The 21,563-nt window shown below is 71.1% G+C and carries 21 protein-coding genes; 12 read left to right on the top strand and 9 right to left on the bottom strand.

Annotated elements, in window-relative coordinates; all coding sequences use genetic code 11:
• Window positions 1-2: 2 nt before the first annotated feature.
• From ACFYV1_RS16205 to paaA, 6 genes are all read right to left on the bottom strand, one after another.
• Entirely contained in the window at window positions 3-1,145 is a 1,143-nt protein-coding gene (locus ACFYV1_RS16205) for an acyl-CoA dehydrogenase family protein (protein WP_389396105.1), read from the bottom strand.
• A gap of 87 nt (window positions 1,146-1,232) precedes the next feature.
• Window positions 1,233-2,288 (bottom strand): 2Fe-2S iron-sulfur cluster-binding protein, encoded by a 1,056-nt coding sequence (locus ACFYV1_RS16210; protein WP_389396106.1) that lies wholly within the window; start codon window positions 2,286-2,288, stop codon window positions 1,233-1,235.
• A complete protein-coding gene (gene paaD / locus ACFYV1_RS16215) occupies window positions 2,289-2,801 on the bottom strand; it encodes a 1,2-phenylacetyl-CoA epoxidase subunit PaaD (RefSeq protein ID WP_389396107.1) in 513 nt (170 codons plus the stop codon).
• Entirely contained in the window at window positions 2,795-3,532 is a 738-nt protein-coding gene (gene paaC / locus ACFYV1_RS16220; protein ID WP_389396108.1) for a 1,2-phenylacetyl-CoA epoxidase subunit PaaC, read from the bottom strand. Before paaC ends, paaD begins: the two co-directional genes overlap by 7 nt.
• Complete coding sequence (gene paaB / locus ACFYV1_RS16225; protein WP_389396109.1) at window positions 3,529-3,819, bottom strand: 1,2-phenylacetyl-CoA epoxidase subunit PaaB; 291 nt, start codon at window positions 3,817-3,819, stop codon at window positions 3,529-3,531. Before paaB ends, paaC begins: the two co-directional genes overlap by 4 nt.
• Complete coding sequence (paaA, locus tag ACFYV1_RS16230) at window positions 3,816-4,784, bottom strand: 1,2-phenylacetyl-CoA epoxidase subunit PaaA (RefSeq protein WP_389396110.1); 969 nt, start codon at window positions 4,782-4,784, stop codon at window positions 3,816-3,818. The genes paaB and paaA overlap by 4 nt, the downstream gene beginning before the upstream one ends.
• A 114-nt stretch (window positions 4,785-4,898) precedes the next feature.
• On the opposite strand from paaA, the gene ACFYV1_RS16235 reads away from it, so the two are divergent.
• The 3 genes from ACFYV1_RS16235 to ACFYV1_RS16245 are packed head-to-tail and all read left to right on the top strand — an operon-like array spanning window position 4,899 to window position 7,761.
• Window positions 4,899-5,924, top strand: coding sequence for a DUF5819 family protein (locus ACFYV1_RS16235; protein ID WP_389396111.1), 1,026 nt, complete (start codon window positions 4,899-4,901; stop codon window positions 5,922-5,924).
• Complete coding sequence (locus tag ACFYV1_RS16240) at window positions 5,921-7,105, top strand: HTTM domain-containing protein (RefSeq protein ID WP_389396112.1); 1,185 nt, start codon at window positions 5,921-5,923, stop codon at window positions 7,103-7,105. The genes ACFYV1_RS16235 and ACFYV1_RS16240 overlap by 4 nt, the downstream gene beginning before the upstream one ends.
• The gene (locus ACFYV1_RS16245) at window positions 7,102-7,761 is read left to right on the top strand and encodes a TrmH family RNA methyltransferase (RefSeq protein WP_389396113.1); all 660 of its coding nucleotides are present in this window, start codon (window positions 7,102-7,104) and stop codon (window positions 7,759-7,761) included. The genes ACFYV1_RS16240 and ACFYV1_RS16245 overlap by 4 nt, the downstream gene beginning before the upstream one ends.
• A 140-nt stretch (window positions 7,762-7,901) precedes the next feature.
• Here the strand turns inward: ACFYV1_RS16245 and paaN are convergent, their stop codons facing one another.
• Complete coding sequence (gene paaN, locus ACFYV1_RS16250) at window positions 7,902-9,578, bottom strand: phenylacetic acid degradation protein PaaN (protein ID WP_389396114.1); 1,677 nt, start codon at window positions 9,576-9,578, stop codon at window positions 7,902-7,904.
• Window positions 9,579-9,700: 122 nt separating this feature from the next.
• Here paaN and ACFYV1_RS16255 point away from each other — a divergent pair, with 122 nt between their 5' ends.
• Together ACFYV1_RS16255 and ACFYV1_RS16260 are read left to right on the top strand one after the other, a co-directional pair.
• Window positions 9,701-11,215 (top strand): 3-hydroxyacyl-CoA dehydrogenase, encoded by a 1,515-nt coding sequence (locus tag ACFYV1_RS16255; RefSeq protein ID WP_389396115.1) that lies wholly within the window; start codon window positions 9,701-9,703, stop codon window positions 11,213-11,215.
• Window positions 11,212-11,805, top strand: a complete 594-nt coding sequence (locus ACFYV1_RS16260) for a TetR/AcrR family transcriptional regulator (RefSeq protein ID WP_389396116.1) — start codon at window positions 11,212-11,214, stop codon at window positions 11,803-11,805. The genes ACFYV1_RS16255 and ACFYV1_RS16260 overlap by 4 nt, the downstream gene beginning before the upstream one ends.
• Window positions 11,806-11,895: 90 nt before the next feature.
• Here the strand turns inward: ACFYV1_RS16260 and ACFYV1_RS16265 are convergent, their stop codons facing one another.
• Complete coding sequence (locus tag ACFYV1_RS16265) at window positions 11,896-12,426, bottom strand: Lrp/AsnC family transcriptional regulator (RefSeq protein ID WP_389396117.1); 531 nt, start codon at window positions 12,424-12,426, stop codon at window positions 11,896-11,898.
• A 225-nt stretch (window positions 12,427-12,651) separates the two neighbouring features.
• Between ACFYV1_RS16265 and pdhA the strand changes: the two genes are divergently transcribed.
• From pdhA to ACFYV1_RS16300, 7 genes are all read left to right on the top strand, one after another.
• Window positions 12,652-13,794: a pyruvate dehydrogenase (acetyl-transferring) E1 component subunit alpha gene (pdhA, locus tag ACFYV1_RS16270; protein ID WP_389396441.1), complete on the top strand. Its 1,143-nt coding sequence runs from the start codon at window positions 12,652-12,654 to the stop codon at window positions 13,792-13,794.
• Window positions 13,791-14,795 (top strand): alpha-ketoacid dehydrogenase subunit beta, encoded by a 1,005-nt coding sequence (locus tag ACFYV1_RS16275; RefSeq protein ID WP_389396118.1) that lies wholly within the window; start codon window positions 13,791-13,793, stop codon window positions 14,793-14,795. Before pdhA ends, ACFYV1_RS16275 begins: the two co-directional genes overlap by 4 nt.
• On the top strand, window positions 14,795-16,225 hold the full coding sequence (locus ACFYV1_RS16280; RefSeq protein ID WP_389396119.1) for a dihydrolipoamide acetyltransferase family protein: 1,431 nt from the start codon (window positions 14,795-14,797) through the stop codon (window positions 16,223-16,225). The genes ACFYV1_RS16275 and ACFYV1_RS16280 overlap by 1 nt, the downstream gene beginning before the upstream one ends.
• A gap of 75 nt (window positions 16,226-16,300) precedes the next feature.
• Window positions 16,301-17,221: an NTP transferase domain-containing protein gene (locus ACFYV1_RS16285; RefSeq protein WP_389396120.1), complete on the top strand. Its 921-nt coding sequence runs from the start codon at window positions 16,301-16,303 to the stop codon at window positions 17,219-17,221.
• The gene (locus ACFYV1_RS16290) at window positions 17,218-18,711 is read left to right on the top strand and encodes a molybdopterin molybdotransferase MoeA (protein ID WP_389396121.1); all 1,494 of its coding nucleotides are present in this window, start codon (window positions 17,218-17,220) and stop codon (window positions 18,709-18,711) included. Before ACFYV1_RS16285 ends, ACFYV1_RS16290 begins: the two co-directional genes overlap by 4 nt.
• Before the next feature lie 20 nt (window positions 18,712-18,731).
• Window positions 18,732-19,787: a potassium channel family protein gene (locus ACFYV1_RS16295; protein WP_389396442.1), complete on the top strand. Its 1,056-nt coding sequence runs from the start codon at window positions 18,732-18,734 to the stop codon at window positions 19,785-19,787.
• 10 nt (window positions 19,788-19,797) lie between these two features.
• A complete protein-coding gene (locus ACFYV1_RS16300) occupies window positions 19,798-20,787 on the top strand; it encodes an NAD(P)H-quinone oxidoreductase (RefSeq protein ID WP_389396122.1) in 990 nt (329 codons plus the stop codon).
• A gap of 116 nt (window positions 20,788-20,903) precedes the next feature.
• Here the strand turns inward: ACFYV1_RS16300 and ACFYV1_RS16305 are convergent, their stop codons facing one another.
• Window positions 20,904-21,446 carry a bacterial proteasome activator family protein gene (locus tag ACFYV1_RS16305; protein WP_389396443.1) on the bottom strand — a complete coding sequence of 181 codons (543 nt, stop codon included), beginning with the start codon at window positions 21,444-21,446 and terminating at the stop codon, window positions 20,904-20,906.
• Window positions 21,447-21,563: the final 117 nt, after the last annotated feature.

Below are 21,563 nucleotides of genomic sequence, written 5' to 3' on the forward strand. Positions count from 1 at the left end.
CGTCAGCCGAGTGGGTGGGCGGCGAGCAGGTCGCCCAGCACCTCCTCGTGGGCTGCCGCCGGCCCGAGCGAGAGCTCGAGCTGTTTGGCCCAGGCGTGGTAGCGATGGAGCGGGTAGTCGGTGTCCGCACCGAAACCGCCGTGCAGATGCTGAGCGGTCTGCACCACGCGCCGCACCCCCTCCGACGCCCAGATCTTGGCCACCGCGATGTCTCCCACGGTTGGCAGCGCCCCGCCGGAGCCGGTGCTGATACGCCAGGCGGCCTGCCAGAGGGTGGCCTCCATCGCGCGCAGATCGATGTAACGGTCCGCGGCCTGCACGGCCACTGCCTGGAAGGTGGCCACGGGGAAACCGAACTGCTCCCGCTTGCCCGTGTAGTCGCCGGTCATGGCGAGTACCTGTTCACCGAGGCCGAGAGCCAGGGCGCAGGTACCCGTGGCGAGCAGATGCCGGAGCCACTCGCACGCCTTCTCGTCGTCGATCAGGTGCCGGTCCTCGACAGGGACCGCGTCGAGCCGGACCTCTGCCAGAAGCTCGCCGTTGGTGGAGACCTGCTCGGCGAGGGTGAGGCCGCCCCGGCCCCTCGGCAGCAGCGCGACGACCGCCCTGCCGTCGTCCGTGTGGGCGGGAACGGCGAGAAGGTCGGCGCACTGCGCCCACGGGACCGCCGTCTGGATCCCGTCCAGGGACCAGCCGCCCGCCGGTCCTGTCGTGCGGCGCGCGGTGACGGCAAGCTCGGCGGAGTCGTGTCCTGTGCGGCCGTTGGCCCCTGCCGTGAGCACAAGATCGCCGCGGCAGACCCGGGGGAGAAGTTCTTCCTGAAGCTCGGCGCTGCCGCAACGCGCCACCGTCATCGCGACGGCACTCGTCTCCAGCAGAGGTACGCGCGCCAGCACCTTCGCCGACTCGCGCAGCACCAGGCAGAGCGCGATGGGGTCGAGGCCGGCCCCGCCGTGTTCCACCGGCAGGACCAGTCCCAGCAGGTCCGAGTCGGCGAGCCGGCTCCACAGCGGGCGGTCGAACTCCTCGTCGACCGCCCCTGGCGTCAGCGCGGGGCTCGGCACCGCATCGGGCGCCACTGCGGAGAAGACCGCTGTGGCGGCCTCCACGGCTGCCAGATGCTCTTCGGTGAAGGTGAAGTCCACTGCACATTCCCTCCGCGACACGACCGATCTGACGGGTCGTCAAGATAGGTCAGGGAGGGTCGGAAGGGAATGGCCGTGGAGCACGTCTCAGCGGTCGAAGTCCAACTCCACGCCCGCCGTGGCCGGGTGGGACTGACAGGCCAGGACGTAGCCCGCTTCGGTCTCCTCCGGCTCCAGCGCGAAGTTGCGGTCCATGCGGACCTCACCCGACACCAGGAATGCCCTGCATGTGCCGCACACACCGCCCTTGCAGGCGTAGGGCGCGTCCGCCCGGCTGCGCAGCACCGTCTCCAGGAGCGACTCGCCTTCCTGTACCGGCCATGTGCCCGACCGGCCGTCGAGCGTCGCGGTGAGGGAGGCGTGGGCCGGTGCGGGCGCGGTGACGGGGGCCGCCGCGGAGCCGTCGTCGACGTGGAAGATCTCCTGATGGATGCGACCCCGGTCCACCCCGAGCCCGCGCAGGGCGCGCTCCGCGGAGAGGACCAGTCCGAACGGCCCGCAGAGGAACCAGCCGTCCACGTCCGCCACCGGCAGCAGCGCCGGAAGGAGACCGGTCAGGCGCTCCTGGTCCAGCCGCCCCGACGGGAGGCCCGCCTGCTGCTCCTCACGGGAGAGGACGGTGACCAGCTGGAAGCGGTCCGGGAACCTGTCCTTGAGGTCGGCCACCTCCTCCAGGAACATCGTGGAGGCCGCGGTGCGGTCGCTGCGGACCAGGCAGAAACGGGCTTCCGGCTCCTGCGCCAGCAGCGTCGACGCCATCGACAGCACCGGCGTGATGCCGCTGCCGCCGACGACGGCCGCGAAGCGACCCGGCCGTGGCGGGAACAGGAACCGTCCGGCGGGGGACATCACCTCGACCGTGTGGCCGACGGACAGTTCCTTCAGGGCGTACGTCGAGAACTCGCCGCCGTCGACCAGCCGGATGCCGACACGCAGCACTGGGGCGTCGTCGGCCGCGGCGGCGGGGGTGCAGATCGAGTACGTACGGCGGATTTCCACACCGTCCACGAGCCGGCGCAGCGCGATGTGCTGGCCGGGAGTGTGGCGGAAGGTCTCGCGCAGCTCTGGCGGCACCTCGAAGGTGACGGCCACCGAGTCGTCCGTGAGCCGTTCGACCGCGCTGACCCGGAGCGGATGGAACATCTACAACTCCTTGAAATGGTCGAAGGGTTCGCGACAGGTGACACACCTGCGCAGGGCCTTGCAGGCCGTGGAGGAGAACCTGCTCAGCAGCTCCGTGTCGGTCGAGCCGCAGTTCGGGCAGCGCACCGAGAGAGTGAGCGGCACCGGTTCGTCCGACGCGTGGGGGCGGGGCGGAGCTATGCCGAACTCGGCCAGCTTCCGGCGCCCTTCCGCACTGATGTCGTCCGTCGACCAGGCCGGTGCGAGCACCCTGACCACCGAGACGTCGGCCATTCCGCGGTCGTGCAGCACCTGCTCGATGTCCGAGGTCATGGCCTCGATGGCCGGGCAGCCCGTGTACGTCGGCGTCAGCTCGACCTCGACGCTCCCGGGACCGAGCAGTCGCACACCACGGACGACTCCGAGCTCTCCGAGCGTCAGCACCGGCAGCTCCGGGTCGGGGACCGAGCCCGCCAGTGCGCGCAGCTCCGCCTCCAGCCTCGTATCCGTTCCGGTGCGGGTTTCTGTCACCATGACGCCCCCGGGTGGCTGCGGTGCAGGTGCTGCATCTCGGCGATCATCCGTCCGAACGACTCCGTGTGCAGACCCTGGCGTCCCGCTCCCGCCGACCAGGCGCCGGTGCGCGGCCCGGCGGGGACGGTCAGCGTCGCCCGCTCAAGAATCCCGGTGACGCGCTCGAGCCAGAGGGCCTCCAGCGCATGGACGTCCACCTCGAGTCCGTCGACCGGCTGGAACATCTCACCCGTGAACTTCCACAGCGCGTCGCACGCCCGCTGCATCCGCTCGCGGCTCTCCTCGGTGCCGTCACCGAGCCGGACGATCCAGTGTTCGGCGTGGTCCTGGTGGTAGGCGACCTCCTTGACCGCTTTGCCGGCCAGTCCGGCGAACGGGCCGTCCCCAGCGGCCAACTGCTTGTAGAGCAGCCGCTGGTGGACGGAGAAGTAGAACTGCCTGGCGATGGTGTGCGCGAAGTCGCCGTTCGGCTGCTCGACCAGCTGGAGGTTCCGGAAGGAGCGCTCCTCGCGGAGGAAGGCCAGTTCGTCCTCGTCGCCCACGAGCGAGAGCAGCACGCGTGCCTGTCCCAGCAGGTCGAGGGCGATGTTGGCGAGCGCGACCTCCTCCTCGAGGACCGGCGCGTGTCCGGCCCACTCCCCCAGCCGGTGGGAGAGCACCAGGGCGTCGTCGCCGAGTGCCAGCGCCGCCGTGGCGGTCACTGTCCCGGTGGGGTCGGTCGTGGGGATCACAGGTGCTTCACCCCTTCCGGGATGTCGTAGAAGGTCGGGTGGCGGTACGGCTTGTCCGCGGCCGGCTCGAAGAACGGGTCCTTCTCGTCCGGTGAGGACGCGGTGACGGCGGTGGACGGCACCACCCAGATGGAGACACCCTCGCTGCGGCGCGTGTACAGGTCCCTCGCGTTGCGCAGGGCCATCTCCGCGTCCGGCGCGTGCAGGCTGCCCGCGTGGGTGTGCGACAGGCCGCGGCGCGAACGCACGAAGACCTCCCACAGCGGCCATTCGGTCGAACTGCTCATGCCGTCGCCTCCACGGATTCGGTGTGCTGTGCTGCCTGGTGCTTCTCCGCGTACGCGGCGGCGGCGGCCCTGACCCAGGCTCCCTCTTCGTGGGCCCGCCTGCGCTGGCTGATCCGCTGTTCGTTGCAGGGGCCGTTGCCCTTGAGGACGTCCTGGAACTCCGACCAGTCGATCGCGCCGAAGTCGTGCTGACCGCGCTCCTCGTTCCACCGCAGGTCCGGGTCAGGGAGGGTGAGACCCAGGGATTCGGCCTGCGGCACGCAGATGTCCACGAAGCGCTGCCGCAGCTCGTCGTTCGAGTGCCGCTTGATCTTCCAGGCCATGGACTGCGCCGAGTGGGCGGAGGCGTCGTCCGGCGGTCCGAACATCATCAGCGACGGCCACCACCAGCGGTCCACGGCGTCCTGGGCCATCGCGTGCTGCTCGGGCGTCCCATTGGACAGGGCGAGCAGCAGTTCGTAGCCCTGGCGCTGGTGGAACGACTCCTCCTTGCAGACCCGCACCATCGCACGGGCGTAGGGCCCGTACGAGCAGCGGCAGAGAGGCACCTGGTTGGTGATCGCCGCGCCGTCGACCAGCCAGCCGATGGCGCCGACGTCGGCCCAGGTGAGCGTCGGGTAGTTGAAGATCGAGGAGTACTTCTGGCGGCCGCTGTGGAGCTTGTCCAGCAGCTCGTCGCGCGTGGTGCCGAGCGTCTCCGCGGCGCTGTACAGGTAGAGGCCGTGGCCGGCCTCGTCCTGCACCTTGGCCATCAGGATGGCCTTGCGGCGCAGCGACGGGGCGCGCGTGATCCAGTTCGCCTCCGGCTGCATGCCGATGATCTCCGAGTGCGCGTGCTGTGCCATCTGGCGAACCAGCGAGGCGCGGTACGCCTCCGGCATCCAGTCGCGCGGCTCGATCCGCTCGTCGGCGGCCACGGCGGCGTCGAACGCCGCCTCGTACGCATCCGCAGTCACTGCCGTCATCCGGACTCCCCTACCGACCGATCGTTCGGTTCATCGGCTTCAATGGTCGGTCGACGGCCCGTAGGGTGTCAACCCTGTGGATGACCGAGGTGGCCGACGGGGATCGGGGCGGGGATGGACTCCTACGAGGACGAGGAAGGCAAAGGCGCCGGAAGCCTGAGCTCCGGAGTGCCCCGGCCTCGCCCTGCCGGGCAGCCGGAAGCCGGTGTGCCGGGCAGTCGTCGCGAGGCATGGCCAACGGCCCGGACCGGCCATCTTCCGGGTGACGAATCGGACGCCGAGCAGGTCTCCGTCCCGCCACACATACCGAGCCCCGACCCCGCCCCGGGCTCCGACCCCGCCCAGGACCCCGGCCCCGACCTCGCCCAGGGCTGCGACTCCGCCCCGGGCCCCTCCTCGGCCCTCGCCGCCGAGACTGCCGCACCCGTCCCGCACGAGGATTCCGGCCCTCCCGAGTCCTCGGCAGCCCCCACCGGCGGTATGGCCGGGCTGTCCCTCCCCTACCAGGTGGCGGCCGCCGTGGCGCTCGCCCTGACAGCCGCCGTGGCCTGTGTCCACCTGGCGATGGTCTTCCTCCATGTGGCCCCCTCGAACACCGTGACCAAGCAGCACGGTGAGGTCGTCGACGGCTGGGTCTACCCCGAGTTCGAGCAGAACTGGAAGCTCTTCGCCCCGAATCCGCTCCAGCAGAACATCGCCGTCGAGGTGCGTGCCGAGTACACGACCACCGGAGGCGGCCGCACCACCAGCGACTGGATCGACCTCTCCGCCGAGGACGGCGCAAAGATCCGCGGCAATCTGCTCCCCAGCCATCGTGATCACAACCAGCTCCGCCGGGCCTGGGACTTCTACGTGGGCTCGCACGACACCGGGAGCCGGTCCGGCGGACTGCGTGGCCGGCTCTCGGAGAGCTACATCCGCAGGATCGCGATGAGCCGCCTCGACCACCACGACCTCGGCGGCCCCGTCGAGCGCATCCAGCTCCGTGCGACCACCACGTCGATCGAAGCCCCGCCGTGGAGCGACGAGAAGATCGGCACGCGGCCGGTCCACCGGGAGCTGCCCTGGTGGACCGTGACCGCCGCGGACCTGCCCGGTGGCGTCGACAACGCGGCGACCGGAACGGAGGCGACCCGGTGAAGCCGGACAGGACCAGGGACCGCAGGATCGCCCGTGCCGTCCAGCGCGTCACCGCGACCGCCCTCGGGCCTTACCAGAGCGCCGTCGTCCGGATCGGTTTCGGGGCGACCTGGCTGCTGTTCCTTCTGCGCGAGCTGCCGGGCCGCCACCACCTCTACGGACCCGACGGTCCCTGGAGCTGGGAGATGGGCCGCGAACTGATCGCCGAGAACAACGCGTTCAGCGTGCTCCTGTGGTCCGACAGCGCCCTGTGGTTCGAGTTCGTGTACGGCGTCTGCGTGCTGTCCAGCCTGCTGATGATGCTCGGCTGGCGCACCCGCGCAATGTCCGTGGTGTTCATGGTCGGCGTCCTGTCCGTGCAGAACCGCTCTATCTTCGTGGGCGACGGTGGTGACAACGTCGTCCACCTCATGGCCATCTACCTCGTGCTGACGCGCTGTGCGCAGGTCTGGTCACTGGACGCCCGGCGGACCGCCCGCGGCCCCGCTCCCGACCGGACAGGGCCGATTCTGTGGGCGGTGCTCGGTGCGGCCCTCTTCGTGGGCACGTTCGTGGGTGGGATGGGCGGGGACACGTGGATCCTCGTCCTCTTCTGGGGGCTGTGGGCGGCTCACGGCGTGTGGTGGGCGGTGAACCGCCGGGCTCCCGAAAGCGAGCCACGCACCCTGCTGGACGTCATGGCGAACGTCGTCCACAACGCCGCTCTCGTCGTGATCATGGCCGAGGTCTGCACGATCTACGCGACCGCCGGCTGGTACAAGATCCAGGGGTCGCGCTGGCAGGACGGCACGGCGCTGTACTACCCGCTCAAATTGGACTACTTCGCTCCGTGGCCGGCGCTTTCCGGGCTCCTGGCCTCGAGCGGTGTGATCGTCATGTTGCTGACGTACGGCACGGTCATCGTGCAGGTCGCCTTCCCGTTCACGCTCTTCAACCGGCGCGTCAAGAACGTCCTGCTGGTGATCATGATCCTCGAGCACGCGGCGATCGCCGTGCTGCTCGGGCTGCCGTTCTTCTCGCTCGCGATGATCGCGGCGGACGCGGTCTTCCTGCCGACCGCGTTCCTGGTCGGCCTGGGCGCTCTGGCGGGGCGCGGACGGGACCGGCTGACGGCGGGGAGGAGCCTTCCGGGGCGGCAGCCGCAGGGGAGCGAGGAGCGGCCCCGTACGCTCGTCGGGTGAGCACCACCGAAGAACCGCTTCAGTACGACGAGGGCTTCGCCCCGGAAGTCGGCGTCGGCCCGCACCCGCTGCCCTGGCCGCAGGACGAGCGCTACGACCCCGAGCTGTTGGCCGGCGGTGACCGGCGGAACGTCGTGGACCCCTACCGCTACTGGACGCGTGAGGCCATCGTCGCCGACCTGGACACGCGCAGGCACGACTTCCATGTGGCTGTGGAGAACTGGGGCCACGACTTCAACATCGGTTCGGTGGTGCGCACCGCCAACGCGTTTCTGGCGAAGGAGATCCACATCGTCGGACGCCGTCGCTGGAACCGTCGCGGCGCCATGGTCACCGACCGCTACCAGCATGTACGGCATCACCCGGACACGGCCTCACTGACCGGGTGGGCGGCCGCCGAGGGGCTGCCGATCATCGGGATCGACAACCTTCCGGGAGCCGTACCGCTGGAGCGGACAGAACTGCCGCGCCGGTGTGTGCTTCTCTTCGGCCAGGAAGGGCCCGGCCTCACCGACGATGCCCGCGAGCACGCGTCCATGGTGTGCTCGATCGCGCAGTTCGGGTCGACGCGCTCGATCAACGCGGGAGCGGCTGCGGCCATCGCGATGCACGCCTGGGTGCAGCGGTACGCCGACGTGCCGCTTCCGGGAGCCTGACCGGCGCGGCCTCGAAGCGCGCTCGCGCCGGGCTGTGAGCGCGCTCGCGCCGGGCCCACGCCGGGTCAGGCGGCCCACGCCGGACGCGGACCGCACCGCAGGGGCCGGGCCCCTGCGGCCCGGCCTCAGGGTCCGACGCGTCAGGCCTGGCGGCGGACCTCGACCACGCGGAAGCGGTTGGAGACGAAGGCGCCGTCGCACAGTGCCGCGTTCGCCGCCGGGTTGCCGCCCGAACCGTGGAAGTCGGAGAAGGCCGCGGTCTGGTTGACGTACACCCCGCCGGTGAGGTTCAGCGAGAGCTGCGCGGACTCGTCGAGACAGACGTCCTCAAGCGCTCGCTCGGTCTCCTCCGAGGTGGTGTAGGCGCCGACCGTCATCGCGCCCTTGTCGCGGATCGTCCGGCGCAGGAGCTCCAGGGCGTCCTCGGTCGAGTCCACGGCCACCACGAAGGAGACCGGGCCGAAGCACTCGGAGAGGTAGGCGGGCTCCGTGTCCGCGGAATCCCAGTACTTGCGGGCGCCGTCGAGCTTCACGATCACCGGGGTCCGCACCGTCGCGCCGGGGAACTCCGGGTTGGGGACCTCCCGCGACTCGAGCGCCACCTCGCCCAGACCGGCCGCGGCCTCGAGCCGGGCCTTCACATCAGGATTGACCAGTGCTCCCAGCAGGGCGTTGGCCCGGGCGTCGTCGCCGAGCAGGCCGCCCACGGAGGCGGCGAGGTCCGCGGCCACCTCGTCGAAGCTCTTGGGCCCGGACTCCGTGGTGATGCCGTCCCTGGGGATCAGTACGTTCTGCGGGGTGGTGCACATCTGGCCGCTGTAGAGGGACAGCGAGAAGGCCAGGTTGGAGAGCATCCCCTTGTAGTCGCCGGTGGAGTCGACGACGACCGTGTTGACGCCGGCCTTCTCCGTGTACACCTGCGCCTGGCGGGCGTTGGCCTCCAGCCAGTCGCCGAAGGCGGTCGACCCCGTGTAGTCGATGATCTTGATCTCGGGTCGTGTCGCCAGCGTCTTGGCGATGCCCTCGCCCGGGCGCTCTGCGGCCAGGCAGACAAGGTTCGGATCGAAGCCGGCCTCCGTGAGCACCTCGCGGGCCACCTTCACGGTCAGGGCCAGCGGGAGCACCGCGCGAGGGTGCGGCTTCACCAGGACCGGGTTGCCCGTGGCGAGGGAGGCGAACAGACCCGGGTAGCCGTTCCACGTCGGGAAGGTGTTGCAGCCGATCACCATCGCGATGCCGCGGCCGGCGGTGGTGAACGTCTTCTTCAGCTCCAGGGGGTCACGCTTGCCCTGCGGCTTCGACCAGTCCGCGGCGGCGGGAGTGCGGGTCTGCTCCTCGTAGGCGTAGGCCACGGCCTCCATGCCGCGGTCCTGTGCGTGCGGGCCGCCGGCCTGGAACGCCATCATGAAGGCCTGCCCGCTGGTGTGCATCACCGCGTGCGCGAACTCATGGGTGCGGGCACTGATCCGGGACAGGATCTCCAGGCAGACGAGGGCACGCGTCTCGGGGCCGGCCTCGCGCCACGCCGCCATGCCGGCACGCATCGCCGGCAGCAGGACGTCGAGGTCCGGGTGCGGGTACTCGATGCCCAGCTCCGGTCCGTACGGCGAGACCTCGCCGCCGGTCCAGCCGTCCGTACCGGGCTGGTCCAGGTCGAAGCGGGAGCCGCGCAGCGCCTCGAAGGCCGCCAGGCCGTCGGCGGGCGCGCTTTCGCCGTATGCCTTGGGATGCTCGGGATGCGGAGACCAGTACGCGCGCGTGCGGATCGCCTCGAGGGCCTGGTCGAGCGTGGGCCGGTGGGTCTCGGTCAGCTGCATGCGGACCAACTCCTCGTCGAGCTGGGCAGGGGAGGAAGGACAGAGTTAGAGTAACCGAACGATCGGTCGGTACAAGGGGGCCTGTCGAACCTGTGGACAACTCATCGGGGAGGATCGCGTCCATGACCGCCATCGATACGAGTCGTGCCGTCGCCGTCGTCGGCAGCGGAACCATGGGCCAGGGGATCGCGCAGGTCGCCCTTGCCGCAGGCCATCCAGTACGTCTCCACGACGCCGTTCCCGGGCGGGCGGAGGAAGCGGCGGGGGCCATCGGCGCCCGCCTGGACCGGCTCGTCGAGAAGGGCCGGATGACGCCCGCGGAGCGCGACGCCGCCCGGACGAGGCTTCTGCCGGCCGAGAACCTCGCCGATCTCGCCGATGCCGCACTCGTCGTCGAAGCGGTTCTGGAACAGCTCTCCGTCAAGCAGGAGCTCTTCACCGCGCTGGAGGCGGTCGTCGCCGAAGACTGCCTGCTCGCGACCAACACATCGTCCCTCTCGGTCACGGCTGTCGCGGGCGCTCTCGCGCATCCCGGCCGATTCGTCGGCATGCACTTCTTCAACCCCGCCCCGCTGCTGCCCCTGGTGGAGATCGTCAGCGGTCACGCCACCGAGGAGGAGGCGGCAGAGCGGGCCTCTGCGACGGCCCTGGCGTGGGGAAAGACCCCGGTGCGCTGCGCCGACACCCCCGGCTTCGTCGTCAACCGCATAGCCCGGCCCTTCTACGCGGAGGCATTCGCGGTCCACGAGGAGCACGGCATCGACCCGGCCACCGTCGACGCGGTCCTGCGCGAGTCCGGCGGCTTCCGGATGGGTCCCTTCGAACTGACCGACCTCATCGGCCAGGACGTCAACGAGGCGGTGACCCGGTCGGTGTGGGAGTCCTTCTTCTTCAGTCCCAAGTTCGTGCCCTCCCTCCCACAGCGCCGTCTGGTCGAGTCGCGCCGCCTCGGCCGCAAGTCCGGGCACGGCTGGTTCTCGTACGCGGAGGGGGCCGAGAAGCCCGCGCCCCACACCGCGGAGCCCCAGAAGGCTCCCGAGTACGTCGTGGTCGAGGGCGATCTCAAGCCCGCGGGCGCACTGATCGACATGATCCGGGAGGCCGGAGTCGAGGTGCGGCAGCAGGACGAGGACCAGGGGGCGCGCCTGCTGCTGCCCAGCGGTGGACAGCTGGTGCTCGCGGACGGTCAGACCTCCCAGGAGTTCCGGGACGTCGTCTACTTCGATCTCGCCCTCGACTACCGGACGGCGACGCGGATCGCCCTGTCCGCGGCGGACGACGTCCGGCCGGAGACCCTCGCCCAGGCGACGGGCCTCTTCCAGGCGCTCGGCAAGCAGGTCAGCGTCATCCCCGACGTACCCGGCATGATCGTGGCGCGCACCGTGGCGATGCTGATCGACATCGCCGCCGACGCGGCGGCGAAGCGCGTCGTCACCGAGGCGGACATCGACACGGCGATGCGGCTCGGCGTCAACTACCCGCGGGGTCCGGTGGAGTGGAGGCGCAGCCTGCCGGCGGCCTGGGCCCACGACCTGCTGGAGAACCTGGACGAGCGCTGCCCGACCGGGCGGTACGCCCCGTCGCTGGCACTGTTCCAGCGGTCGCTGGCCGACGGCGAAGCGGAAGACGCCTCATGACCACCGCCAGACGCGACACCTATACGCCGGAGACCCTGCTGACCGTCGCCGTGCGGATCTTCAACGAGCGCGGCTACGACGGCACTTCCATGGAGCACCTGTCGAAGGCGGCCGGGATCTCCAAGTCCTCGATCTACCACCACGTCACGGGCAAGGAGGAGTTGCTGCGCCGGGCCGTCAGCCGGGCGCTGGACTCCTTGTTCGCGATCCTGGAGGAGAGCGGCGCACAGCGCGGACGGGCCATCGAGCGGGTGGAGTACGTCACCCGCCGCACCGTCGAGGTGCTGATGGCCGAACTTCCCTACGTGACGCTGCTGCTGCGCGTGAGGGGCAACACCAAGACCGAGCGGTGGGCCCTGGAGCGGCGCCGTGAGTTCGACCAGCGGGTCGCGGACCTGCTGAAGGCGGCTGCCGCCGACGGCGACCTGCGGGCCGATGTCGACATCCGGCTGGCGACACGGCTGCTCTTCGGCATGGTGAACTCGCTGGTCGAGTGGTACCGACCGCACTCCGGCGGCGGGCACGACGGTGACCAGGTCGCGGAGACCGTCGTGCGGATCGCCTTCGACGGGCTGCGCACCGACTCCTGACGCCCGCCGGACGCCCGCCGCGCCGGACGGCCCGGCATCGCCCCCGGAGGGCCCGTGTACTGGGAGCGGGCCCGAGTCCGGCCCGTGCGGTCAGAGCGGGTCCGTGTCCGGGGGCGCTCCGGGTGTGGCGGCCTGCCCCGGCGAAGGGTCGAGGTCGGTCTCCTCGAAGACGAGCAGCGTCCGGGTCGACAGCACCTCCGGGATGGACTGGAGCTTCGTCAGGACGAGTTCCCGCAGTGTGCGGTTGTCCGGTGTGTGCACCAGCAGCAGGACGTCGAAGTCTCCGCTGACGAGCGCGATGTGGGCCGCGCCGGGCAGCGCCTGCAACTGCTCCCGCACGGTCCGCCACGAGTTCTGCACGATCTTGAGGGTGATGTAGGCGGAGGCGCCGTGGCCGGCCCTCTCGTGGTTGACCCGTGCGCTGAAGCCCCGGATCACGCCGTCGTCGATGAGCCGGTTGATCCGGGCGTACGCGTTGGCGCGGGACACATGGACGCGTTCGGCGACGGAGCGTATCGACGCACGGCCGTCCGTCTGGAGCATCCGCAGGATGTCGCGGTCGATCGCGTCCAGGGGGCGTGCCGGAGGCGTCTGTCCCATGTGATCCCCACCCTCGGCCATTTGTTCATCTCCCGTGTCCCCCCGCGTTGCAAGCATGGACGACCTGTCTCCATCTCATGCTGTGGAGAACCGTTTGTCCACAGGCTGCCCGTGCCTGTAGCCAAAATGCGTCCACGACCGAACAATCGGTAGGTGAGGCGGCCACACTCGCGCGCCTCCCATCCGATGCTTCATCGCTTTCGTCGTAGCTCCCACGAGGAGGTGCTCGCGTTGAGAAAGAGCAGCATGACGGTCCAGGAGCTGCCCGGGTCCGCAGCCGCGGCCTACCGGCCCACACCGCCCCCCGCATGGCAGCCCCGTACCGATCCCGCACCGCTGCTCCCCGATCCGGAGCCGTACCGCGTGCTCGGGACGGAGGCGGCCGCCGCTGCCGACCCGGAGCTGCTGCTCCGGCTCTACGCGGAGCTGGTCCGCGGCCGGCGGTACAACGTGCAGGCCACCGCCCTCACCAAGCAGGGCCGGCTCGCCGTCTACCCGTCGAGCACCGGCCAGGAGGCGTGCGAGGTGGGCGCGGCGCTGGCGCTCGAGGAGCGGGACTGGCTCTTCCCGAGCTACCGGGACACCCTCGCGGCCGTGACGCGCGGCCTGGACCCCGTCCAGGCCCTGACGCTGCTCCGCGGCGACTGGCACACCGGCTACGACCCGCACGAGCACCGTGTCGCGCCGCTGTGCACCCCGCTGGCCACGCAGCTGCCCCACGCCGTGGGCCTGGCGCACGCCGCCCGCCTCAAGGGCGACGACGTCGTGGCACTCGCCATGATCGGCGACGGCGGCACCAGCGAGGGCGACTTCCACGAGGCGCTGAACTTCGCCGCCGTGTGGAACGCGCCGGTGGTCTTCCTCGTGCAGAACAACGGTTTCGCGATCTCCGTCCCGCTGGCCAAGCAGACCGCCGCGCCGTCCCTGGCCCACAAGGCCGTCGGCTACGGCATGCCCGGCCGGCTCGTCGACGGCAACGACGCGGTCGCGGTGCACGAGGTGCTCGGCGAGGCCGTGGCCCGCGCCCGGCGCGGCGGCGGCCCCACTCTGATCGAGGCCGTCACCTACCGCATGGACGCCCACACCAACGCCGACGACGCCACCCGGTACCGCGCTGACAGCGAGGTCGAGACCTGGCGCGCCCACGACCCGATCCAGCTGCTGGAGCGGGAGCTGACGGAGCGCGGGCTGCTCGACGACGAGGGCAGGGAGGCGGCCGCCCGGGCGGCCGAGACGATGGCGGCGGACCTGCGTGAGCGGATGAACGCCGACCCGGTACTGAACCCGATGGACCTGTTCGAGCACGTCTACGCGCAGCAGACCACGCAGCTGCGCGAGCAGGCGGCGCTGCTCCGGGCGGAGCTGGACGCTGAGGAAGAGGCACGATGACCACGGCCGCGGTGAAGCCCGCAACCATGGCCCAGGCCCTGCAGCGCGCGATGCGCGACGCCATGGCCGAGGATCCGGCGGTCCATGTGATGGGAGAGGACGTCGGCACGCTCGGCGGCGTCTTCAGGGTCACGGACGGGCTCGCGAAGGAGTTCGGCGAGGACCGCTGCACCGACACACCGCTGGCCGAGGCGGGCATTCTCGGAACTGCCGTAGGCATGGCCATGTACGGGCTGCGGCCGGTCGTGGAGATGCAGTTCGACGCCTTCGCGTACCCGGCGTTCGAGCAGCTCATCAGCCATGTCGCCCGGATGCGCAACCGTACGCGGGGCGGCATGCCGATGCCGATCACGGTGCGGGTGCCGTACGGCGGCGGGATCGGCGGGGTCGAGCACCACAGCGACTCCTCAGAGGCGTACTACATGGCCACTCCCGGCCTGCACGTCGTCACGCCCGCCACGGTCGAGGACGCGTACGGCCTGCTGCGTGCCTCCATCGCCTCCGACGACCCGGTGGTCTTCCTCGAGCCCAAGCGGCTGTACTGGTCCAAGGCGGAGTGGTCGCCTCAGGCGCCGGCCGCGGTGGAACCGATCGGCCGGGCGGTGGTGCGCCGCTCCGGCCGCAGCGCCACCCTCATCACGTACGGCCCTTCCGTGCCGGTGTGCATGGAGGCGGCGGAGGCCGCGGCCGCCGAGGGCTGGGACCTGGAGGTCGTGGACCTGCGCTCGCTGGTGCCGTTCGACGACGAGACGGTCTGTGCGTCGGTCCGGCGCACCGGACGGGCGGTCGTCGTCCACGAGGCCACCGGCTTCGGGGGCCCCGGGGGCGAGATCGCCGCGCGGGTGACCGAGCGCTGCTTCCACCACCTGGAAGCGCCGGTGCTGCGGGTGGCCGGCTTCGACATCCCGTATCCGCCGCCGATGCTCGAGCGGCATCACCTGCCAGGCGTCGACCGAGTGCTGGACGCCGTGGCGCGACTGCAGTGGGAGGCGGGGAGCTGATGGCTCAGGTGCTCGAATTCAAGCTCCCCGACCTGGGGGAAGGCCTGACAGAGGCCGAGATCGTCCGCTGGCTGGTGTCCGTGGGCGATGTCGTGGCGATCGACCAGCCCGTCGTCGAGGTCGAGACGGCCAAGGCCATGGTCGAGGTGCCCTGCCCGTACGGCGGTGTGGTGACCGCCCGGTTCGGCGAGGAGGGCACCGAACTTCCGGTCGGCGCCCCGCTGATCACGGTCGCGGTCGGTGCGGCCGAGGAGGACGGGGCGGACGCGTCCGCCTCCGGAAACGGCTCGGCGCCCGCGGGTTCCGGCGCCTCGAAGTCCTCCCCCGGCACCGCGGAGTCGTCCGGCAACGTCCTGGTCGGTTACGGGACCGGCGCGCCCGCGGCACGGCGACGCCGTATCCGCCCCGCGGTCCCCGGAGCCCCCGCGACCCCCGCTGCCCCGGCGTCACCTGCCGCTCCCGCGGCTCCTGCGCCTCCCGTGGCCGCGGCCGCCGCCCCGGCCCCCGCGCCCGTCTCCGCCCGTGCCAACGGCACCGCGCCGTCGGCGCAGAGCGGTCCCGTGGCCGTCATCTCCCCGCTCGTCCGCAAGCTCGCACGCGAGCACGATGTCGATCTGCGGTCGCTGACCGGTTCCGGGCCGGACGGTCTGATCATGCGTGCCGATGTGGAGCGCGCCCTGCGTGTTCCCGAGGTGCCTGCCGCCGCCGCGGCCGTCGCCCCGGTCGTCGCCACCCCGGCGCACGCCGAGCGGGTCCCGCTTCGCGGGGTGCGCGGCGCGGTGGCGGACAAGCTGTCCCGCAGCCGGCGTGAAATCCCGGACGCCACCTGCTGGGTCGACGCCGACGCGACCGAACTGATGGCCGCGAGGACCGCGATGAACGCGGCGGGCGGACCGAAGATCTCGCTGCTCGCGCTCCTCGCCCGCATCTGCACGGCCGCGCTCGCCCGCCACCCGGAGCTCAACTCCACGGTGGACATGGACGCCCGAGAGATCGTGCGGCTGCCCGCTGTGCACCTCGGTTTCGCTGCCCAGACCGACCGCGGACTGGTCGTCCCCGTCGTGAAGGACGCGCACAGCCGATCGGCTGAGTCACTGACGGCCGAGTTCGCCAGGCTCACCGAGGTGGCCCGTCAAGGGACGCTCACTCCGTCGGACCTGACCGGCGGCACCTTCACGCTGAACAACTACGGCGTCTTCGGGGTCGACGGTTCCACACCGATCATCAACCACCCCGAGGCCGCGATGCTCGGAGTGGGCCGGATCATGCCGAAGCCCTGGGTCCACCAGGGTGAGCTGGCCGTCCGCCAGGTCGTCCAGCTCTCGCTCACCTTCGACCACCGGGTCTGCGACGGCGGTACGGCGGGAGGCTTCCTGCGATACGTGGCCGATTGCGTGGAAAACCCGGCGGTGTTGCTCCGCACCCTGTAGGGGCCCGGCAGGCCCGCGCGGAACGGAGATCGCCCCGGGCTCCCCGCCCGCGCGGTCGCGGACCATACTTCAGGAATGACCGCGACTACCGCGACTACCGCGTACGACGCCATCGTTCTCGCCGGAGGTGCCGCGAAGCGCCTGGGCGGGGCCGACAAGCCGGCGGTGAGTGTGGGCGGGCGGGCCCTGCTCGACCGCGTCCTGGCAGCCTGCCGGGACGCGGACCGCACCGTTGTCGTCGGCGGGCGCAGGCCCACCTCGCGCCGTGTCGTGTGGGCGCGTGAGGAGCCCCCCGGCGGCGGGCCTCTCGCCGCGCTGGACGCGGGCGTCCGGCACACGGCCGCCGAGTCGCTCCTGGTGCTCTCGGCCGATCTGCCGTTCCTCGGCGAGGGAACGGTGCGGCAACTGATCGACGCCCTCGCCTCACGGGACAGCGAGGGCGTTGTCCTCACCGATGCCGACGGCCGTGACCAGCCCCTGGTGGCCGCCTACCGCGCCGAGCCACTTCAACGTGAACTCGCTCTCCTCGCGGTCGAACACGGGAGCCTTTCCGGGCTGCCGCTGCGTCTACTGACCGGGGAACTGGACCTGGCCCGGATCGAGACCGACCCCCTCGCCTCCTTCGACTGCGACACCTGGGAGGACATCTCCACAGCCCGGGCCCGCATCAGGGAGCATGGGACCGTGCTGGACGAATGGATCACCGCAGTCAAGGACGAACTCGGCATCGAGCTGGACGTCGACACACACGTCCTTCTCGATCTCGCCCGCGACGCCGCGCACGGCGTCGCGCGCCCCGCCGCGCCACTGACCACCTTCCTGGTGGGTTACGCGGCGGCCAAGGCCGAAGGCGGCGGCCCCGACGCCGTCGCGGCGGCCGCCCGTAAGGCGGCGGCTCTGGCCGCGCGCTGGGCGGCAGAGGCCGAAGAGGCGGAGCGGAGCGGGCGGCCCGCAGGCGCGGCGCCTGATACGAGTGGCGGGGACGCAACGGTATGACCGGTCGCGATCGTGAGGCCGCAGCGGCGGCCGAAAGCGGGCGGACACCGGCGGATCCCGCAGGATCGCCCCCGACCGCCGGGGGCGAGCTGGACGGAGTCGACGAAGCGCTCGCCCTGATCGGCCCGCGAGCGGGCCACGAACCCGGCACCGGTGCGCCTGTCGAGGGCTCCGCGCCGGTCGACGGCCCCACCGCGCGCGCCGCGAGTCCCACCGCCTCCGACGCCCCAGCTGCTGCGGCCGACGGCCCCGTCACGAGGCGGAACCGCGCCACCGCATGGCCGCAGGCCCGCGCCCTGGCCGCGCGGATCGGCCGTACCGCCACGCCGCGTACCCACCGCGTGCCGCTGGGCGAGGCGCTCGGGCAGGTGCTCGCCGAACCGCTGACCGCCCTGTGCGACCTCCCCTCCTTCGACACCTCCGCCATGGACGGCTGGGCCGTCGCCGGTCCCGGGCCGTGGACGGCGGAAGGAGACGGTTCGATCCTGGCCGGCCACGGCGCAGCGGAACCGCTCCCCGACGGAACGGCGGTACGGATCGCCACCGGCGCCCGTATCCCGCCGGAGACCACCGCTGTGATCCGCAGTGAGCACGCCCGTATCGACACGGCGGCTCGCCAACTCCATGCCGACCGTGAGGTCGTCCCCGGTCAGGACATCCGCCCCAGGGGTCAGGAATGCCGCTCCGGCGACCGACTCCTGCCGGCGGGAGCCGTGGTGACGCCGCCGGTGCTGGGTCTCGCCGCCGCCGCCGGATACGACGAGCTGGTCATCTTCCCTCGTCCGCGTGTGGAGGTCCTCGTGCTCGGCGACGAGCTGCTCACCTCCTCACTCCCTCACGACGGCCTGATCCGTGACGCCCTCGGCCCGATGATCGGCCCCTGGCTGAGGGCCCTCGGGGCGGAGGTGCTGGCCACCCGCCGTCTCGGGGACGACGCGGATGCCCTCCACAGCGCAGTGACCACGTCGCAGGCCGACCTCGTGGTCACCACCGGCGGTACGGCCGCCGGCCCCGTCGACCATGTTCATCCGGTGCTGCGGAAGGCGGGCGCCGAGCTGTTGGTCGACCAGGTGGCCGTACGACCGGGCCATCCGATGCTGCTGGCGCGGCTTGCTCCCGGCCGTCACCTGGTGGGACTGCCGGGCAACCCGCTCGCCGCCGTGTCCGGGCTTCTGACGCTGGCCGAGCCCCTGCTCCGCGGCCTCGCGGGCCGGCCGGCCGCCGATCCGTACCGGGCTCCCGTACGCGACGAGGTGCACGGGCACCCGCACGACACGCGGCTCGTTCCCTTTGTGCACCGCGACGGCCGGCTGATCCCGCTGCACTACAACGGACCGGCGATGCTCCGCGGAACAGCGGCGGCCGACGGTCTCGCCGTGGTTCCGCCCGGCGGAGCACGGCCCGGAGACGAGCTCGAGGTCCTCGATCTTCCCTGGGCCACCTGGACGTCCTGGACACCCGGGACCGGCGCAGGAGGGTGTTTCACGTGAAACTTCCCGGCCACGACGCCATGGCCCGCAACGCCGACGAGCATCTCGTCAAAGGCCGGGTGAAGCTCCCCCGCCGTATCGTCGAACGTCCGCTGCGCCAGGTGAGCAAGCGCCTGCTGATGGCCCTGATGGTGCTGGCCATAACGGTGTTGATCGTCTGGACCGACCGGGCGGGCTATCACGACAACTCCGACGACACGGTCGACTTCCTCGACGCCGTCTACTACGCGACCGTCACGCTTTCCACCACCGGCTACGGCGACATCGTCCCGTACAGCGACGGCGCGCGGCTCATGAACGTGCTGCTGATCACGCCGTTGCGCGTGCTCTTCCTCATCATCCTGGTCGGCACCACTCTCGAGGTCCTCACGGAGCGCACCCGGGAGGAGTGGCGGCTGAACCGCTGGAGGTCCAACTTGCGCGAGCACACCGTCATCGTCGGCTTCGGTACGAAGGGACGATCGGCGATGCAGACGCTCTGTGCCACAGGGCTGAGGAAGGACCAGATCGTCATCGTCGACCCGAGCGCCAAGGTGATCGACGCCGCCAACGCGGAGGGATTCGTCGGAGTCGTCGGGGATGCGACGCGCAGCGACGTGCTGATCCGCGCCGAGCTGCAGAAGGCGCGGCAGATCGTCATCGCACCCCAGCGGGACGACACCGCCGTGCTGGTCACGCTCACCGCCCGCCAGCTCAACCGCGGCGCCAAGATCGTTGCCGCGGTCCGCGAGGAGGAGAACGCCCCCCTGCTGCGCCAGTCCGGCGCGGACGCGGTGATCACGAGCTCCGGTGCGGCGGGTCGGCTGCTCGGCCTGTCCGTGCTCAGCCCCAGCGCCGGAACGGTGATGGAGGATCTGATCCAGCAGGGCAGCGGCCTCGACCTGATCGAGCGTCCGGTGATAAAGGCAGAGGTCGGCCGCAATGTGCGCGAGACGGAGGACCTGGTGGTCTCCGTACTGCGCGGCCACCGGTTGCTGGGGTACGACGACCCCGCCGCCAGCCCGTTGCAGCTCACCGACAGGCTGATCACCATCGTGCGGGCGGAGAACAGTTCCTCCCCCAATTCCTCGGAGTAGCCTCGCGGCCATGCATGCGATCACGATTCCCGAGCCCGGTGGCCCGGAGGCGCTGGTCTGGGCCGAGGTGCCCGACCCCGTACCCGGCGAAGGCGAAGTCCTCGTCGATGTCGTGGCGAGCGCGGTGAACCGCGCCGACCTCCTGCAGCGGCAGGGCTTCTACGATCCTCCGCCCGGTTCTTCCCCGTACCCCGGTCTCGAGTGTTCGGGCCGGATCTCGGCGCTGGGGCCGGGCGTGTCCGGCTGGGCCGTGGGCGACGAGGTGTGCGCGTTGCTGGCGGGTGGCGGGTACGCGGAGAAGGTGGCGGTGCCGGCCGGACAGCTGCTGCCCGTCCCGGACGGCATGGATCTGGCGACGGCCGCCGCGCTTCCCGAGGTGACGGCGACGGTGTGGTCGAACGTCTTCATGATCGCCCATCTGCGCCCCGGCGAGACCCTGCTGATCCACGGGGGTGCGAGCGGTATCGGCACCATGGCCGTCCAGCTGGCGAAGGCGGTGGGCGCACGCGTCGCCGTCACCGCGGGCAGCCCCGAAAAGCTCGCGCGCTGCGCCGAACTGGGAGCCGACATCCTGATCGACTACCGCGAGCAGGACTTCGTGGAGGAGATCGGAAAGGCCACCGGCGGGGCAGGCGCGGACGTCATTCTCGACATCGTGGGCGCGAAGTACCTGGACCGGAACGTCAAGGCACTCGCCGTCAACGGCCGCCTCGCCGTCATCGGCCTCCAGGGCGGCGTGAAGGGCGAGTTGAACCTCGGCGCCCTGCTGCGCAAGCGCGCTGCCGTGACCGCCACATCGCTCCGGGGCAGGCCGCTGGGCGAGAAGGCGGCGATCGTGGCCGCCGTCCGGGAGCATGTCTGGCCGCTGATCAGCGGCGGGCGGGTGCGCGCGGTCGTCGACCGTACGGTTTCGCTGACGGACGCGGCGGAAGGCCACCGGGCGCTGGAGTCCGGCGCACATGTGGGCAAGGTCGTGCTGATCGCGCCCGACAAGGCCTGAAGCCCGCTTTTCGCACGCGGGGACGTGTGTGGGGCCCGGCCCGCCGAACGGCGGACCGGGCCCCACACACGTCCAGGGCCTTCAGCGGTCAGGTCCCGCACCTTCCGGCCGGCCGGTCACAGATAAGGGCCGGAGCGGATCGCGCCGTGCTGGCCGCCCTCTTCCTCGTCGTGCGGAGCACCTGGCGGCAGAGCGCGCCGCATCTGCTCCAACTGAGCCCGCGCGGCCATCTGCTGGGCGAACAGCGCCGTCTGGATCCCGTGGAAAAGGCCCTCGAGCCAGCCGACCAACTGTGCCTGTGCGATGCGCAGTTCGGCCTCGGAGGGGATCGCCTCGTCGGTGAAGGGAAGCGAAAGACGCTCCAGTTCCTCGACGAGTTCGGGAGCCAGTCCGTCCTCCAGCTCCTTGACCGAACCGGCGTGGATCTCCTTGAGCCGTACCCTGCTCGCCTCGTCCAGAGGAGCCGCCCTGACCTCCTCCAGCAGCTGCTTGATCATGCTGCCGATGCGCATGACCTTCGCGGGCTGTTCGACCATCTCCGTCACCGGGACCTCACGCGACTCGTCGCCAGTGTCACCGCCGCTGAGGGCCATTCCGTCCTGTCCCACGACGAGGACGTGGGGGCTCTCCTGCGACCGTTCATTCCTCGGCATCTCCATGCCGTCCATTCTCTCGTACATGTGCGTCACAACACGGTGTGCCCCCGTGGGAGGTTGATCCACCCTCCCACGGGGGCACAAAACTGCTGTATACGGACCCGCCGGGCGATGTTCACC

The sequence above is a fragment of the Streptomyces sp. NPDC003023 genome (assembly GCF_042888225.1).
In the GTDB taxonomy this organism is placed as follows: Bacteria; Actinomycetota; Actinomycetes; order Streptomycetales; family Streptomycetaceae; genus Streptomyces.

Excerpts from the sequence above, each read along its gene's own strand:
- ACFYV1_RS16235 (WP_389396111.1), top strand. The coding sequence starts at position 4,899 with ATGGACTCCTACGAGGACGAGGAAGGCAAAGGCGCCGGAAGCCTGAGC.
- ACFYV1_RS16255 (WP_389396115.1), top strand. The coding sequence starts at position 9,701 with ATGACCGCCATCGATACGAGTCGTGCCGTCGCCGTCGTCGGCAGCGGA.
- ACFYV1_RS16265 (WP_389396117.1), bottom strand. The coding sequence starts at position 12,426 with ATGGCCGAGGGTGGGGATCACATGGGACAGACGCCTCCGGCACGCCCC.
- paaB (WP_389396109.1), bottom strand. The coding sequence starts at position 3,819 with ATGAGCAGTTCGACCGAATGGCCGCTGTGGGAGGTCTTCGTGCGTTCG.
- ACFYV1_RS16280 (WP_389396119.1), top strand. The coding sequence starts at position 14,795 with ATGGCTCAGGTGCTCGAATTCAAGCTCCCCGACCTGGGGGAAGGCCTG.
- paaD (WP_389396107.1), bottom strand. The coding sequence starts at position 2,801 with ATGGTGACAGAAACCCGCACCGGAACGGATACGAGGCTGGAGGCGGAG.
- ACFYV1_RS16300 (WP_389396122.1), top strand. The coding sequence starts at position 19,798 with ATGCATGCGATCACGATTCCCGAGCCCGGTGGCCCGGAGGCGCTGGTC.
- ACFYV1_RS16285 (WP_389396120.1), top strand. The coding sequence starts at position 16,301 with ATGACCGCGACTACCGCGACTACCGCGTACGACGCCATCGTTCTCGCC.
- ACFYV1_RS16210 (WP_389396106.1), bottom strand. The coding sequence starts at position 2,288 with ATGTTCCATCCGCTCCGGGTCAGCGCGGTCGAACGGCTCACGGACGAC.
- ACFYV1_RS16275 (WP_389396118.1), top strand. The coding sequence starts at position 13,791 with ATGACCACGGCCGCGGTGAAGCCCGCAACCATGGCCCAGGCCCTGCAG.
- ACFYV1_RS16260 (WP_389396116.1), top strand. The coding sequence starts at position 11,212 with ATGACCACCGCCAGACGCGACACCTATACGCCGGAGACCCTGCTGACC.
- pdhA (WP_389396441.1), top strand. The coding sequence starts at position 12,652 with ATGACGGTCCAGGAGCTGCCCGGGTCCGCAGCCGCGGCCTACCGGCCC.
- ACFYV1_RS16295 (WP_389396442.1), top strand. The coding sequence starts at position 18,732 with ATGGCCCGCAACGCCGACGAGCATCTCGTCAAAGGCCGGGTGAAGCTC.
- ACFYV1_RS16290 (WP_389396121.1), top strand. The coding sequence starts at position 17,218 with ATGACCGGTCGCGATCGTGAGGCCGCAGCGGCGGCCGAAAGCGGGCGG.
- ACFYV1_RS16305 (WP_389396443.1), bottom strand. The coding sequence starts at position 21,446 with ATGGAGATGCCGAGGAATGAACGGTCGCAGGAGAGCCCCCACGTCCTC.
- paaA (WP_389396110.1), bottom strand. The coding sequence starts at position 4,784 with ATGACGGCAGTGACTGCGGATGCGTACGAGGCGGCGTTCGACGCCGCC.
- paaN (WP_389396114.1), bottom strand. The coding sequence starts at position 9,578 with ATGCAGCTGACCGAGACCCACCGGCCCACGCTCGACCAGGCCCTCGAG.